Below are 16,631 nucleotides of genomic sequence, written 5' to 3'. Positions count from 1 at the left end.
ATTAAATGTATTTATGCGGCTAGTTATTGTAATTGTATTTTTTGGATTTTCTCTAATTTCAAATTCTCAAAATTCTAAAGAATTTGAGAAATTAATTGTGGAAGGGAACATTGCATTGAAAAATGGTGAATTGAAGAAAGCAGAAGAAATCTATTTAAAAGTTCTTCAAAAAGATTCTAAAAACACAGACGTTTTATATAATCTGGCATTAGTTGAATTCCATTTAGAGAATAGAGCAGTTGCTTGCGGGTTATTACAAAAATCGTATAAATTAAAGGATAAAGGTGCAGGTAAGCTCATTAAGGAATACTGTGGTGATATTTTTTATAATGATTTTATGTTTTATGAGGATGTTGAAGTTGGGTTAAAGTTTAGAACAAGAGGTAGAGAATATGATTTAATAAAAGAAGGTAGCATTCATCCTATTTTGGTTAACCAACTATCTCAAAAGATATATGGTTCCGAAGAGTTTGTTGACTTTGATGGTGGTAAAGTTCGAGTTTCCCTTTTAGTGGATAAATATGGAGCTGTAAAGAGTAGGGTAACGGGTGGTTTTGAGAACGTATTAACTAAGACTGGCAAAGAAGCAAGAATGGAAGTTATTAATAAGGTATTTCAAGAAGAAATTGATTTCATCCCTTGTCAATACCAAGGTAAGCCAGTAGGGATGTGGAGCCCCGTTGTTTTTGTTTTTAATTTGAGAGAAAGTGGCTATCCTTTCAATTAATTATTTTGAAGGAGATTAAAAAAAACGCCCAAACTAAATTTGGGCGTTTTTCATTCTATCTTATGGAATAGGAATTTATAATCTGTTTGAGCTGTGCTTTAAGATCTTCACCTGTATCGTAAATCATTTGCGATTCACTAGGGAAGGGCACACGCTGGTTGTTTAAATATTGTAATAAGTCGGTTTCCAAAGCACGACGATCTCCTCTTGACGTAGCAAAAATATGCTGAAATACAAATTCACTAGTAATCGGAAAAGCATCTTCCAGTTGTTTGGTGTTTAAATTTATGTATTCAACATTTCCGGTAACCTGTACTGATTTAAATTGTGTCGATTCATAATACTCGCAACGTACAGTTTTTAAATTATCTACCTGAATGGTATTGCCTAAGCTGTCTTTTACCTGATTACCATTTGCGTCCAGTAAATTCTTTTTACCATCAGCAATTTGTTTTTCTTTAATAATTTGTCGCTCTTTAATTTGTTCGGGAGAAATACTGATGCCTCTCAAATTCACACGCATACTGTAATCGTAATTTACATCGTTTACAGCATTGTTGTGGTAAACCGTCCATAAGTTGTTTAATCCGTAGGTGCTGAAATTAAGTAAATCGTCTTCCAGGCGTTGTGGGATTACCTTTTCGGTATCGTTAACCATGTCTACTAAAACAAAATCGGTTCCTTTGGCATGCGCTACATCCATAAGCTGACGTACGTCTTTGAAATTCGGATTTATAGTTTCAATTTCTTTGAAATCGTTATAAGCCTGACGGTAATCTAACTTGTTTTTTGAATTTAGTAACGATGATGCTGTTTTATACATTTGTTGTGATGCATCATTTTTAAAGGAAATAATGTGGCTTGAGTAATTGTTAAAATCAAATTTTACTTCTTTGCCGTTAATGAATAAAGGTAAAACAGGTTTAATGCGCTCCTGACGATTATCTAAATTTACATAGGTATCGTAGATGCGAATGTAGTTCTCGGGGTTATTATCTTTCTTTAAAAAGTCAACAGAGCTTAGGTCGCGTTCGGTGGCCTTGTTGTAAGCCTCGTGAAGCATTACAATATATTCTGCTTTTCCTTTTTTATCTTTGTTGGTACGTAATTTATTTAACGCATCATAAATCGCCTGGTCATAATTACCTGAACTTAATGATTTTTCAATTTGCTTGCTGCTACTACAAGCACAAAGTATAAACAAAGAAAGAATAGAGAGTAGTTGTTTTTTCATGCTTTAAAATTTTGAGTTTTGATTAGGGGTAAACAATAGTAATGCCATTTTATAATAAAGAACCCTCAAATGTAATATTTGAGGGCTAATATTAAGGCGTTAAAATAAATTTATTTCTTTTTAAATACGGGTAATAATTTGGTTGACACTTCGCCGAAACCAATTCGTGTTCCGTCTTTTTCGCAATAGCCTCGCATGATTACGGTATCGTTATCATTAATGAATTTACGTTCTGTGCCATCTTTTAGTTTGATTGGTTTTTCGCCTTTCCAGGTTAATTCAAGCATCGAACCGTAAGATTCTGGAGAAGGCCCCGAAATGGTTCCGCTTCCCATTAAATCACCAGAATTTACAGGGCAACCATTAATAGTATGGTGAGCCAGCTGCTGCGAAATATTCCAATACATATATTTGAAGTTAGACTTCGATACAATATTTTCTTTGGCACCTTCCGGCTGTATCGATACCTCTAAATTAATATCGAAACTTTTCTTTTTACCAGAATATTTAAGGTAATCTAACTGTGGTTTTACAGGTTTTGGGCCTTCAACACGATAAGGATCTAATGCATCAAGTGTTACAATCCATGGAGAAATAGATGTTGCAAAGTTCTTAGCCAGGAAAGGTCCAAGTGGTACATATTCCCATTTTTGAATATCGCGTGCACTCCAGTCGTTTAATAATACTAAGCCAAAAATGTATTCTTCGGCTTCGTCAACAGGAATAGGTTCTCCTAAATCGTTGGCGGCCGTTGTTATAAAAGCCATTTCTAATTCGAAATCTACTAATTTACTTGGTCCGAAAACTGGTTCGATTGCGCCTTCCGGTAAGGTTTGACCTTGAGGTCTATGTACCGGAATGCCTGAAGGAATAACCGAAGAACTTCTTCCGTGGTAACCTACAGGAATATGAAGCCAGTTTGGTAACAAGGCATTCTCAGGATCTCGAAACATAGTCCCTACATTTGTAGCGTGTTCCATGCTTGAGTAAAAATCGGTGTAATCACCAACTTCAACAGGCAGTTGCATTTCAATTTCGTCTAAACGAAACAGGACAATTTCTTTATGACTTTTATTATTTTTTAATGTGGTGTTTTTGCTGTCGAAAACTTCGGCAATACGGTCTCTTACGGCACGCCAGGTTTTTCTACCATCAGCAATAAAATCGTTTAACGAATCCTGAAGAAAGATATCATCGGTTAAAGGAATGCCATCAAAATACCCTAACTGGTGTAAAGCCCCTAAATCTATAGCGGTATCACCAATACGGGTTCCGATAGTAATGATGTCATCACGCGTTAAAAAAACACCAAACGGAATGTTCTGAATTGGGAAATCTGAATTTTTATCGACGTGTAACCACGATGTTCTATCTGGATTGTTAGCTGCTAATCGCATAACGTTTACTTTTATTTAATAGTTGATAATATTCAAACCTACATAAATTTTTCATTTTTAAGGAAAAAAATAAATAAAAATTGGGTTTAAATACCGGGTTATCAAAAAGGTTAAAAACTTAATAGTAAATATATGTTTTTTGATGCTTTTAACTAATCTATTTGTTACTTTTGCACAATATTTAACTAGAATTTAATTTTATATGCAACGCGACGAACAAATTTTTGAATTAATTCAAGCTGAAAATGAGCGCCAATTACATGGTTTAGAGCTTATTGCGTCTGAAAACTTTGTAAGTGAACAAGTTATGGAGGCTGCTGGTTCAGTATTAACTAATAAATACGCAGAAGGATATCCAGGGAAACGTTATTACGGTGGATGTGAAGTAGTTGATGAAGTAGAGCAAATAGCTATTGATAGAGCAAAAGCTTTGTTTGGAGCCGAGTATGTAAACGTACAGCCGCACTCAGGAAGTCAGGCAAACACAGCGGTTTACCATGCATGTTTAACACCTGGTGACAAAATTTTAGGATTCGATTTATCTCACGGAGGTCACTTAACTCACGGATCGCCAGTAAACTTCTCAGGAAAATTATATAACCCGGTATTCTACGGTGTTGAAGAAGAAACAGGCGTATTAAACTACGATAAAATTCAAGAGATTGCGACTAAAGAGCAACCAAAATTAATCATCGCCGGAGCATCTGCTTACTCTCGTGATATTGATTTTGCTCGTTTTAGAGTTATTGCTGATAGCGTTGGTGCTATTTTAATGGCTGATATCTCTCACCCAGCAGGTATGATTGCAAAAGGTATCTTAAACGATCCAATGCCGCACTGTCACATTGTAACAACAACAACTCACAAGACGTTAAGAGGTCCAAGAGGAGGTATGATTATGATGGGTAAAGATTTCGATAACCCATTCGGAATCACTTTAAAAGATGGAAGCTTACGTAAAATGTCTTCTTTATTAGATTCAGCGGTATTCCCAGGAAACCAGGGAGGTCCATTAGAGCACATTATTGCTGCTAAAGCAATCGCTTTTGGTGAAGCTTTAACCGATGAGTTCTTACACTACCAGTTACAAGTAAAAGCAAATGCAGCAGCTTTAGCTAAAGCATTAGTGGCAAAAGGATACAACATTATTTCAGGAGGTACAGATAACCACTGTATGTTAATCGATTTACGTAACAAAGATATTTCAGGTAAAGATGCAGAGCAGGCTTTGGTAAAAGCAGATATCACCGTAAACAAAAACATGGTGCCTTTCGATACCCGTTCTCCGTTTGTAACTTCAGGTATTCGTATTGGTGCTGCTGCTGTTACAACAAGAGGTTTAAAAGAGGCTGAAATGGAGCAAATCGTTGAGTTAATTGATGAAGTGATCATGAATTACCAAGATGAAGCTGTTTTAGAAGCTGTAGCTGATAAAGTAAACGCATTAATGGCAGACAGACCATTATTCGTAGCGTAATTGACTTGTCATGCTGGACTGGTTTCAGCATCTATACATATTCAGAAAATCCCGCTTATTTAGCGGGATTTTTTGGTTTTGGGCGTTACCCTTCGTTGTTACTTCGGGTCGGGCTTTTCGCGCTACATGGTAGCTTGCTACAATCCCTAACGCAATTAGATTTAGAATCTTAAATTCAATATAAAATTTGGTATAAACTAAATCAATATTGGTAGTTTTGAGATGCGACTAATAAAACGAATCATCCTATGAGTATCTTCGATATAGAACACAACGTTGAAAACCATTTTGTAAAGAACAATCCTAAATATTTAAAAATGGTTTTAGGCACAGACGATGTGATGCCTTTATGGATAGCAGATATGGATTTTAAAGTCGCTCCGCCAATTACTGAAGCTTTAAATGATATTGTGGAGCGTGGGGTTTATGCGTACGAAGATATTAGTGAGCAGGTTAAAGAAGCCATTGCTAACTGGAATTTAAAGCGTCATGGTTTAGAGTTGAACCCGAATAATTTTATTCAGGTCAATGGGGTGCTTACCGCCATTGCTGTTATTTTAAGAGCCTTGACAGAAGAAGGAGATGGTATCATGATTCAAACACCAGTATATCATCAGTTTTATACGGCTATAAAAACAGCAAACCGTACAGTTGTTGAGAATCCGTTAAAAATTGAAAACGGACACTATGCGTTCGATTTCGAAAACATGGAAGAGCAGCTTAAAACCGGAAACACAAAAGTGATTTTACTGTGTAATCCGCATAATCCAGTGGGGCGGGTTTGGAATAGAGAAGAATTACAAAAGCTGGTGGATTTAGCAAATATTTATAACGTAATAATTGTAAGCGACGAGGTACACTCCGAAATTGTGTTTTCAAACTCTAAATTCCACAGTATACTATCGTTTGAAAAGACTCAGAATCATATTGCTGTTCTAGGGTCTCCGGCAAAAACGTTTGGTATGCAAAGTATAGCTAATGGTTATATTTACACCGAAAATAAAGCGCAGTTTGAAACGATAAACAGTCTGGTAACCTCAATGTATTTACATCAGGGAGGCGCGTTGTCGGCGTATGCGATTTTAGCAGCCTACACTCATGGTCATGATTGGGTAGATGCGTTAGTTGTGTATTTAGAAAAAACAGTTGACTGGATTGAAATATTTTTAAAAACAGAATTACCACAAGTGAGAATGATTCGACCTGAAGGGACCTATCAAATCTGGCTAGATTTTTCAGCATTGAATATCTCCGAAAGGGAATTAAAAGATTTAGTATTCAATAAAGCAAAAGTAGGTTTGGCTCTAGGTTCAACATTCGGAACCGATTATCAATTATTTATGCGTATGAATATCGCATCGCCACTTTCAAAAATTCAACGTGCATTTCAGCAATTAAAAGCAGCGATGGATTCCTAAATCAGTTTAATTCTGCATTTCCTGCAGTTTATATAAATCGTATAGTTTTTGATTAAACGGATAATCCCAGCAACCCATACGGTGATATAAATCGCCACCAAATCCTTTTTTGTAAACATGAACACCGTGTAACGGGTGGCTACGATTTAAATTGGGTGCCGAGCCAAACATATCATATTCGGTGCAGCCCCAGGCTTTCGATACTTTCATCGATTCCCATTGCAGAGCATAGCTAGCGGTTAAATTGTTTTTGTCGTTTGCCGAAGCACCATATAAATAAGTACCTCGTTTTTTTGATAACACTAAAAACATAGACGATAAAAATTCGCCATCTTTTTCAGCCATTAACATTTTAACCGTAACCCCTTTTTTACTGTTGTCCTGATTATTGAAAATAGTTGAAAAGAATTCCTCGTTTTGGGCAGGCATACCATGGCGATTAGCTGTTTCCAGATACAACTTATACCAGTCGTTCATGTGTTCTATACCATATTCCTTAACGTTAATTCCTTTCTTAGAAGCTCTTCTTATGTTATATCGCGTGTTATAGCGCATATTGTACAACAGGTCCTCTTCATCTAAAGATAAATCGATAAAAAAGGTGTTTTTGGGAAGATTATCGCCTACACTTTTTTGTAAGTTCCAGTTGGCGGTATTGAAATTCACACGAAATTCCTGTGTTTTGTTGGGTGGCGGACCAATCCAGTTGCCGTCGTTATCAAAATATTCCTCTTCGGTAGCCCATTGGTTTTCCCAGATTAAATCGTAACGGATAAAAATACAGTTGGGTGGGAGGAACGGACGTATAGATTCTGAAAGTTGCTCCAAAAACAACCCTTGATTTTCAAAGTCGGGCTCTAATTTAGGGCCGTAAGGCACGTAAGCAAAGCAGTGATTCTGGTCGACGTACTTAATAAGTATTAATAAATCTTCGCCCTTTTTTTCAATAGAACTAGCATCGCTAATCAATAAGTCTTTTGAAATGGTTAGTTCAAAACCTTTGGGAATGAACCCTTGGTTTTCTTTTACGCGGCCCCAGAACGGCGTTTGCGGTAGTATGTTTGTTGCATCAAATTCTTGTATATCCTTTTCGCGTAGCTCACAAATCATGTTTTTGGCTGCAAAACTACAGAATCATATATATAATATGAAATTATTAAGGAGTTTATGTTCGAATTGGGTCTTATTTACAAAACCAACTCATGTATTTTAATTCTCCTCCTCTGGAAACGTAATATGCTGATATGCGCCTAAATCGGGAGTAGTCGTTCGGTTTACATTTAATATATCGGTTGGAACCTGTGATGCAAAACCAGGTAATCCTTGATTGATTGCAGCCGAGTTCTCTCCAATAATCAACTTATTTTCTTCAGTATTAAAGAAGTCGGGTGTTTGATTAAAGATATTACCATGGTAATGTGTGGTATCTTCAAAATCGTAATTGGGCCCTGAGTAATAATTGGTGTAATCCTGAAAGCGAATTAAACAGTTGGTGAATTTAAAATTAAAGTTTACGGTTTCTTCTTCAACTTCATCGAACAAGAGCTCTGGGTTGTCGTTTCCGTATATAATGCAGTTGTTGAAATTAGCTTCGGTTAAATCTGTAACCACTATGTTTTCATCGGCATCAACGATATAATTATTTAAAAGCAGGGCGGGGAACTGTCTAGCATTATTCCAGTAATTGGCAATCGTGCAATGCGTAAAATTATAACGGCCACCAAAAGTACCAGCAAACGATGATTGTCCGGCATTGTTTAATACCACGTTTTCAGCAGTAATCGAGGTATTTCGTCCTAAAATACCAAAACCTGTGTTGTTGTAAATCTGCGAATTGGTCATTTTTAAAGCGTCTTCGGAGGCTTCCGCACCGCCATCACATAAAATACCGATAGAGCCATTTTTAATGGTAGCGTAGTTAATAATATTGTTAGTGCTGCCTTCAAAAAGCCATATGCTGCCCCATTGACCAGGAATATCAGCGAAATCTGGTTCTAAGCGGTCTCCTTCAAAAATGACTTCGTTCTCCAGTAAGTCCTGATCTGCACTGAATTCACCATTTACGTGAAGTGAAGCGCCTTCAGAAACCAACAGCCCTGAACTTTCATGGAAATGAATACGGGCTCCGGCATCGATGGTTAGCGTGTAGCCATTAGGTACGGCAGCATATCCGTAAATGACATAAGGTTTTTCGTTTGTAAAATGTAATTCATTGGGTTGTAAAGTGCGTCCTTGAATATCGGTTTCGTATTCCTCGCCACCAATATTTAAGCTTAAGGTTTCAATAATTTTAGTGTCGTAATCGCGATTCGGATAAATAAATACGGCATCCTGAACCAAAGTTACCAGTTCTACATTTTGCTGGTTAGTTCCGGCATCAAACTGAATTTGGTCTGTATATAAAAAGGTGCCGTCATTAGCGAAATCGTTGATATTGATAGTTGATTCTACAAAAATATAAATGCTGTCTTTGGCTTGAATTTGCACATTGCTAAATACTTTTCCTGCCATACCGTCTATATTCAAACGGTAGTTTGAACTGTTACCTTCGCCTAATTGCACCGATGGAATATTGATGTCGGTATTACTACGATTATATACTTTTAGTGTGTAGGTACTAGATCCAATATTGGTAAACGTGGTGTCCAAATACACAGTATCTTTTGAAAATTCCAGATTTCCGGTACTTGGTGAAAACTCAAAATCTTTGCGACAAGAACTCCAAAACATTAAAAATAAAAAAGTAAGTAAAAAGTATATGTAGCGTTTCATTAAAGGCATTTGTTTTGTAGGCTAAAAATATAACTTTTGAAGTTATGATTTAGTGTATTGTTTTAAAAATTAAAAACCTGATGGAGTGCATCAGGTTTTATTGTTCATCTATTTTTTTAGAGGCTATAGTAAATTACGAAGCATTTTTACAGCGCTTTCTGCTGTAATATCGCGTTGGGGCGAACCAAACATTTCGTAACCTACCATAAATTTCTTAACCGTTGCACTACGTAATAATGGTGGGTAAAAACTCATGTGCCAGTGCCAGTGATTATTATCTTGACCATTGGTTGGTGACTGATGAATACCACTTGAATAAGGGAATGAAGTGTTGAACAACTTATCATAAGCCTTGGTGATTACCGAAATGGCTTCAGCAAACAATAAGGTTTCGTTGTCTTTCATTTCAGAAATATTCGTCTGATGTTTTTTAGGGACAATCATGGTTTCAAAAGGCCATACTGCCCAGAATGGAATTAACACCACAAAAGCATCATTTTCAAAAATAATGCGCTCTTGTTTCTCTAATTCCTGAGCCAGATACGTTCCTAGAATACTTTTTTGATGCTCGTTATAGTAATTACGTTGCTGTGTATCTTTCTTTTCAACTTCGTTAGGTAGTGTTGTCTGGCTCCAGATTTGTCCGTGCGGGTGCGGATTACTACATCCCATAACAGCTCCTTTGTTTTCAAAAATCTGAACGTAATTGATTAAGTCATTGTCACCAAGTTCCTTGTATTGTTTTTGCCATTCTAAAACGACCTGCTCAATTTCTACAGGAGCCATGTCCGCTAAGCTTTTAGAGTGGTCTGGACTAAAACAAATCACTTTGCAAATACCTTGTTCGCTTTGCGCTTTTAATAAACCGTCGTCTACTGTAAAGGTTTTTGAATCGGTTTGAAGTGCTGCGAAATCGTTAGTAAATACAAATACGTTTTCGTATTTCGGGTTGACTTCGCCGTTAATACGAGTGTTGCCTGCGCATAAATAGCAGCTTTCGTCGTAAGATGGTCGGACTTCGTTTGAAACCGCTTCGTTTTGTCCTTGCCATGGGCGCTTTGCACGGTGAGGAGAAACTAAAACCCATTCACCGGTAAGTATGTTGAATCGTTTGTGTGAGTAATCTTGTAAATCGGTATTCATTGTTTTTTTAGCTTTAGTCAGTTACTAATCCGGTTCCATCGGCCAGTTCTACAGAATAGATAGAGCAGTCTTTACCAAATTTGTTTTTATAAAGTTCTGAAATTTTTGTCTTAAAATCGTTAACAGCAGATTTTGCAATCAGGTTAATGGTGCAACCACCAAAACCGCCACCCATCATTCTTGCGCCCAGAATCTGGTCGTTTTCTTTAGTTTGATCTACTAAATAATCAAGCTCTTCACAGCTTACTTTGTATTGGTGTTGCAGTCCGTGGTGAGAGCCGTAAATGAGTTCTCCTAAGGTTTTTAAATCACCATCGGTCATGGCTTTAGAAGCTAATTCGGCACGTTTATTTTCCTGAATAACGAACAACGCTTTTTGGTAGTTTTCTTCGGTAACTTTGTCTTTTACGGTTTCTAAATCGGCTTCATTAGCATCTCTTAAAGCTTTAATGTTTAGCATTTCAGAAATTGATTCACAAACCGAACGGCGATCGTTGTACGCGCTATCAGAAAGGCTGTGTTTTACGTTGGTGTTGATTAACATCAATTCGTAACCTTCAAAATCGATATGAAACGGTTGTGCTTCAATCGAGCGACAATCTAAAAGTAAAGCATGATCTTTGATTCCGAACATGCTAGCGTATTGATCCATAATGCCGCAGTTGACACCCACATAGTTGTGTTCTGCTTTTTGGGAAATGAAAATCATTTCTTCACGGGTTAATCCTAATTCGAATAATTCATTTAACCCAAAAACCACGCTGTTTTCAAGTGCTGCTGAAGAGGACATTCCTGATCCAGCAGGAATATTTCCACTGAAAACCACGTTGAAGTTTCCAACCGTAAGTCCTTTTTTCTGGATTTCAGCTATAACACCTAAAACGTAATTCCCCCAGCTTTCTTTAGCTAAAGGTTGAATGCTATTTACTGAAAATTCTAAGGTATCCTCAACATCAATCGCATAAGCTACAGAAGTGTCAGAATCGTTTTTTTGAAATGCCGCAACAATACCTTTGTTTACAGCAGCCGGAAATACAAACCCGTCGTTATAATCGGTGTGTTCCCCAATAATATTGATACGCCCTGGAGAAAATACCACGAGCGGTTGCGCGTTAAATTTATCTACAAAGGTTTCTTTTACCTTGTTCACTAATGCTTTATTCATCTGTAAATATTTATTTTTTAAGTCAGATGGAATACCCTAAAAGGGGTATTTCATAATTAACTATTGTAGTTTAATGTTCCAGTTTAATTGATAGGTTTCGTTTGGTTTTAAGGTTTGTAATCCCATGTTATTATTGAAGCTATCTGAGACACCTGTAGTTGGCTCAATAGCTACATGCGTTTTTTTAGGCGGTGTATAGATTTGTAAATAACTTTCTTTTGAAGAACTACTCATTACAAAACTATATTCAGGCGTATTGAATGTAATATCGTTATGGTTTAACAGGAAGCAATCGTCAAGATATTTATCCTTAATTTCAAAAATATTGGTGCTTGAAGCATCTGTTGTTCCTGTAGTAATGCAACGTTCGTTTAAAACCAATTGTTTGTCACTGTCAAAACTTAATGTGCTTTCAAAAAGGTTAGCCGATTCAAAATACGGATGCCATCCCAAAGTAAAAGGAAATGTTTTATTATCGGTATTTTTTATAGTCACATTTAAATCTAAAGACGTCGCCGTTAACACATATTCCAATTGAATCGCAAAAGTATATGGGAATCCTTCAGATTCGTTTTTTTCTAAGTATTCCAATTTTACTGAAGCTTGATTATCATCAGCAACTTGTTCAATAATTTTAAAAGTTTTATTGAATACCAAACCGTGCAGTGCATTGTTATTTCCCGGTTCGTTTATTGGAAATTGAAACGTTTCGTCTTCAAAAGTATAAGTGCCATTGTCTATTCGGTTTGCAAAAGGAAATAAAATCGATGATGCGTAAGTATCGGAATAGGGTAGCGGGTCTAATGAAGTAATTAATGATTTTCCATTTAAAGTTAATGCTTGGAGGCTGGCACCCAGACTGGTATATATTTTTGCGGAGGTTTGAATTGAGGAATTCTCAATTTCAATATATTCTAAACCATTAGAATTATCCGTTTTAAGATTTATGTTGTACAATTTTGTTGAATTAACAGATTAAGAACTACAAATATACTAACTAAATATTGAATAATAATGTGTTATAAACGTATTTTTTACGCTTAATTAAAATGGTTTTTTTTGAATAATTCAGTGTTTGCTGTAGATTATTAAAAAAAAGCCCGTAAACGAATTTACGAGCCTTTAAATTATGATAATAAACGTGTTTATTGCTTTTGAAATTTTTTACTGAATACCAGAAATAATACACCACACATTAGCCATGTTGGCAAAGTAACAAACGATAAAAAGATATCGAATTGAATGGAAATAAAATAGAACAACCCAAAACTAATTGCCCAGGCAAAAAGTACTGATTTGTTAAACTTAATTCCTGCGTGCTCGGCATAGTTTTTAATGATACCATATTTTTTTGCAAAGAAATGCTCGAATACAATTACTGCTCCAATAGGTGCTAAAATAAATCCGTAGAAAGCAACAAAATCTAATAATTTCATGGCGAATGCAGGGAATATTCCAGCTAAAGTTGCAATGGTACCTGCTATAATGGTTACCCAGAACGTTGATACTTTTGGAATAATTGCTTGAAACGCTAAACCAGCTCTGTAGATGGTTGGGTTAGCTGTTGTCCATCCAGCCAGAATTACAGCAATGATACCGAATACACCAATAGCGTTATATGCTAAAGGGCCTGGAGCTACCGAAGGAGCCTGACCAGTTCCTAATAAAGCCTGGGCTTCTGGAGACTGTAAATACACAGCATATAATAAACAAGCAGCAATCCAAGCCATGTAGTGACCTACATACATACCTGCAGCTGTTGTCCATCCTGAACTTGCCTTTTTTGCAAAACGGAATACCGATAAATCAGACATACCAATATGCATAGCTGCATTTGCAAACCAAGACCAGATAACCACGTGCCAGAAGGTGTATTTAATTTGTCCAGGAAATGGTTCTGAACCTTCTCCCCAGATATTCCAGAAATCGGAAAAGCTTTCAACTCCTAACTGATTTAATGCCACAATACCACAGGCTAAAAACGCCAAAACAATAATAGGAGACATGTAATTTGCTGCTTTCGATACGGTATCATAACCACGAGCTGCGATAATTGAAATCACAGCACCAATAGCCAATACGATAACAATCCATGTTACGCCGTTAGGCATGGTATCGGTTAGTTTTGGCATTGGCATATCAAAAGGGATACCTACCGCTGTTGCTGAAACGGTAATCATGGAACCTGCAAGAAAGCAGAATAAAATTCCGTTAGCTAAATTGTATACAGTAACTAAGTTTTTACCGCTTATTTTTTCTAATTGAAAATATAAGGTTAAACGGTTTTTTACCGCAACTTCAGCAGTAAGGAAACGCCAGCTTAATACGGCTAACAAGTTTCCTAAAAGTAAGCCTATAATTAAATCGAAAGCACTAACTCCGGCAGTTAAAAACAGGGGGCCGATTACAAATTCGGTACCTGCGGCATGCTCACCGGCATACATACCTAAAAAGCTTTTCCAGCCTTTTAATTTTGATTGCGGGACAGGGGTTCTCTCAAACTCCCCTCCAGCAATATCTTCTATCATGTCTTCTTCTTGATGATATTGTGTCATATATGTTAGTTTAGTTAATTGTTTATTTATGTTAAAAATTTCTTTCTTAATTCTTCTACCTGATCGTCGTTAATAGGCACCATATTACCTAAAGAAGTTCCTAAAACAATAGATTTAGCACTAAATTCGGCAACTTCAAGGTAGTCGAATGTTTGTAATAATTTATCGCCCGTAACAATCACAGAATCGTTTTCAATAATTAAAGCTGTTGTACAATCGTCGATAATCTGAGAGTTGTTATTCGCTTTAAAATGCGTACCGTATTCCACCATTGGTATATCCTGTAAAAAGATCCAGCTTTCCGGAATGGTTCTCACGTTTAAATACGATTTAGTCACCGAGAATGCCATTAAATAAGGCGATTGCGTCATGATAATGGAATTCACCTTCGGATTACGTTTATAGATTTCCTGATGTATCCATGTCGCTCGACTAGGGTTTTTACCAGCTTCTCGTTGTCCGTCTTTAATTTGAACAATATCTTCAATAGCCATATCCCAACGATTTACGTGAGTAGGGGTAATTAGGAAATCATCCCCTTTCCAGCGCATAGAAACGGTTCCGTAAGAGCTTATCATTAAACCTTGTTCACAAGAACGTTTTACGATGTTACAAATCTCTAAACGCTTTTCAACTTCATCCGATGGATACTCGGTTGCAGCCATTTCAGGAAGTGTCGATTGGGTTTGTGATTCAAACTGTTCTATCTGTTCATCTGTGAGGTAATTGGGCGTGCCAATTTGAGATCCGTATAAAATGGTGCGAGCACACAGCTCTAAAGCTTCAAAGCGCTCGAAAGCATCATTTAAATCGCTTCCACCTAAAACAGTTCCGTGGTTTTCCATGATAACTGCTTTAAATCCTTTTTTAAATTCTTCAGCAATAACATCTCCTAATTTATGACTTCCAGGCAATTCGTAAGGCGCATAACCAATAGGTCCGCAAACGTGTTTAGCTTGTGAAATGATATTGGTATTTGGTATTTGGCGAACAATGCTGAAAGAAACCAACGCTGGTGGATGTGCATGGATTACCGATTTAATATCTGGCCTAATATCATATATGGCTTTATGAAAAGGAAACTCCGACGACGGTTTGTGTTTACCAACCACGGTACCATCCTTCCTGACGCAAATAATATCTGATGCTTTTAGCGATCCTTTATCGATTGCTGAAGGTGTTACCCATATATCACCGTTGTCATCGATGATAGAAATATTACCACCCGAAGTGGTCGTCATGCCCCTTTTGTAGATTCGACTAATAATTTTTGTAATCTGATCTCTGGGGTGCTCCAAATTTAATTTTGAGGCCATATAGATTTAATTTAATGTTAGGCAAATATTAAAACATAACAAGCTATAAGTTTAGGTTAACTGATGATAAACGGTACGTGTTTTTTTAACGAGTAGTTCTTTTTCAGAAATTTAGAATTCAGTTTGCTATCGGAAATAGAAATCGCAGCACCTAAAGCCGATCCCAGTGAAGAATCGGTGGTCCTTAGTTTCATATTTCTGAAATTATGCGATAACAGTTTTATGAATAAATCGTTGTCGCTAAAACCTCCGTCAACATATAAACGTTTGATTTCCTCGTCGCCTATAACATCTTTTATACTCTTAATTTGAAGTTCAACCAGCTCAATCATTAACTGATGGAAGGCTTCCTCAAAATCTTTGTATGGCAGTTTTGTCTCGGCAGGCATATCTTTTGAAGACAGACTTTCCCACTTAAACATGTGTTCAAAATCGTTTACGATTTCTGTATAAATCTCGTAATTGAATTTGATATGACGATGAGTATCTTCAGGAACGTTATAATGTTTATGAAGCTTACTAACCTGAATTTTATATTCGTTACCTAAAAATAAACGCGTTGCTTTAACTGGTTTTCCGTTAATACGCATGTAATTTATTGAATCCTTATCTTTTGTGTCTTCAATAATTGGATGATCTGCAAACGGATTTAAGGTAATGCTCCATGTACCTGTTGATACCAAGACAAATTTCTTTTTAATGCTTCGTACGTAAGGTAATAGAGCAGAAGAACTATCGTGAATACCAACACCAATTTTAATGCGTCGTCCATTATAGTTCATATTTATGCTTGTTTCGGTAGAAACAATGGTTGGAAGAATATGGTGTAATTCTTCTTTGTATACCCACTCGTGGTAATCTTTTTTTGCGTAATCCCATAGTGCGGTATGGCAGCCAATACTGGTGTATTCGCTTAATGGAATTCCGGTAAACACATAACTTAAGTATTGTGGTAGATGTAACGAGTATTTAATTTTTTTGAATATTTCAGGTTTACTGTACTTTAACCAGTACAATTGTAAACCTGAATTTAATAAACTTAAATCGAAACACCCGGTAGTTTTTAAAAACTCCTCTTTAGGGCCGTATTTATCTAAAAATGAATCAACAACTTCCTGATCTAAAGGCTTTGTATAGTTGTAAAGCGGCGTTAATACTTCGCCATTTTCATCTATATGTACAAAACTTGCGCCGTAAGTTGAAAAGTTTATGGCTTTTACATTAAACTCCTGAGCGTCTAAAATGTTTTGAAAAACACTTTTTAACCAGTTTTGAAGCGCTTCTAAATTTTCGGTAGGATGACCATCTTCATCTTCAATTTCCTCGAAACTCGTATATTCTTTATAAACTTCCTTGTAGTCTTTATCGAATAGGAAGAATTTTTTATTGGTTTTTCCTATATCAAATACAGCAGTTACATCTATCAT

The 16,631-nt window shown here is 36.4% G+C and carries 13 protein-coding genes; 3 read left to right on the top strand and 10 right to left on the bottom strand.

Translation table 11 applies throughout. The annotated features are described in order from the left end of the window. The first annotated feature begins 13 nt into the window (after positions 1–13). Positions 14–727: a tetratricopeptide repeat protein gene (locus R1X58_RS15180; protein ID WP_240573214.1), complete on the top strand. Its 714-nt coding sequence runs from the start codon at positions 14–16 to the stop codon at positions 725–727. Between the two features lie 55 nt (positions 728–782). Here R1X58_RS15180 and R1X58_RS15175 read toward each other — a convergent pair whose 3' ends face one another. After that, positions 783–1,961, bottom strand: a complete 1,179-nt coding sequence (locus R1X58_RS15175; RefSeq protein WP_240573213.1) for a hypothetical protein — start codon at positions 1,959–1,961, stop codon at positions 783–785. Positions 1,962–2,071: 110 nt separating this feature from the next. After that, a complete protein-coding gene (fahA, locus tag R1X58_RS15170) occupies positions 2,072–3,358 on the bottom strand; it encodes a fumarylacetoacetase (protein WP_240573212.1) in 1,287 nt (428 codons plus the stop codon). Positions 3,359–3,560: 202 nt separating this feature from the next. On the opposite strand from fahA, the gene glyA reads away from it, so the two are divergent. Further along, positions 3,561–4,835 (top strand): serine hydroxymethyltransferase, encoded by a 1,275-nt coding sequence (gene glyA / locus R1X58_RS15165; RefSeq protein WP_240573211.1) that lies wholly within the window; start codon positions 3,561–3,563, stop codon positions 4,833–4,835. Positions 4,836–5,083: 248 nt separating this feature from the next. Continuing rightward, positions 5,084–6,253, top strand: a complete 1,170-nt coding sequence (locus R1X58_RS15160) for a MalY/PatB family protein (protein WP_240573210.1) — start codon at positions 5,084–5,086, stop codon at positions 6,251–6,253. 6 nt (positions 6,254–6,259) lie between these two features. Here R1X58_RS15160 and R1X58_RS15155 read toward each other — a convergent pair whose 3' ends face one another. The 8 genes from R1X58_RS15155 to R1X58_RS15120 form a co-directional block, all read right to left on the bottom strand. After that, positions 6,260–7,363, bottom strand: a complete 1,104-nt coding sequence (locus R1X58_RS15155) for a lipid II:glycine glycyltransferase FemX (protein WP_240573209.1) — start codon at positions 7,361–7,363, stop codon at positions 6,260–6,262. Between the two features lie 99 nt (positions 7,364–7,462). Further along, on the bottom strand, positions 7,463–9,025 hold the full coding sequence (locus R1X58_RS15150; RefSeq protein ID WP_240573208.1) for a hypothetical protein: 1,563 nt from the start codon (positions 9,023–9,025) through the stop codon (positions 7,463–7,465). A gap of 123 nt (positions 9,026–9,148) precedes the next feature. Beyond that, complete coding sequence (locus tag R1X58_RS15145) at positions 9,149–10,168, bottom strand: UDP-glucose--hexose-1-phosphate uridylyltransferase (protein WP_240573207.1); 1,020 nt, start codon at positions 10,166–10,168, stop codon at positions 9,149–9,151. Between the two features lie 13 nt (positions 10,169–10,181). After that, entirely contained in the window at positions 10,182–11,333 is a 1,152-nt protein-coding gene (gene galK / locus R1X58_RS15140) for a galactokinase (RefSeq protein WP_240573206.1), read from the bottom strand. Between the two features lie 60 nt (positions 11,334–11,393). Beyond that, positions 11,394–12,290: an aldose 1-epimerase gene (locus tag R1X58_RS15135; protein ID WP_240573205.1), complete on the bottom strand. Its 897-nt coding sequence runs from the start codon at positions 12,288–12,290 to the stop codon at positions 11,394–11,396. 188 nt (positions 12,291–12,478) lie between these two features. After that, positions 12,479–13,888, bottom strand: coding sequence for a purine-cytosine permease family protein (locus R1X58_RS15130; protein WP_240573204.1), 1,410 nt, complete (start codon positions 13,886–13,888; stop codon positions 12,479–12,481). Positions 13,889–13,914: 26 nt separating this feature from the next. Then, positions 13,915–15,204, bottom strand: a complete 1,290-nt coding sequence (locus R1X58_RS15125) for a class II aldolase/adducin family protein (protein WP_240573203.1) — start codon at positions 15,202–15,204, stop codon at positions 13,915–13,917. 56 nt (positions 15,205–15,260) lie between these two features. Further along, complete coding sequence (locus tag R1X58_RS15120) at positions 15,261–16,631, bottom strand: FGGY-family carbohydrate kinase (RefSeq protein ID WP_240573202.1); 1,371 nt, start codon at positions 16,629–16,631, stop codon at positions 15,261–15,263.

The organism is Aestuariibaculum lutulentum, assembly GCF_032926325.1.
Classification (GTDB): domain Bacteria; phylum Bacteroidota; class Bacteroidia; order Flavobacteriales; family Flavobacteriaceae; genus Aestuariibaculum; species Aestuariibaculum lutulentum.
Note: the sequence above shows the minus strand (reverse complement) of the source record. Positions and strands in the feature narration are given on the sequence as shown.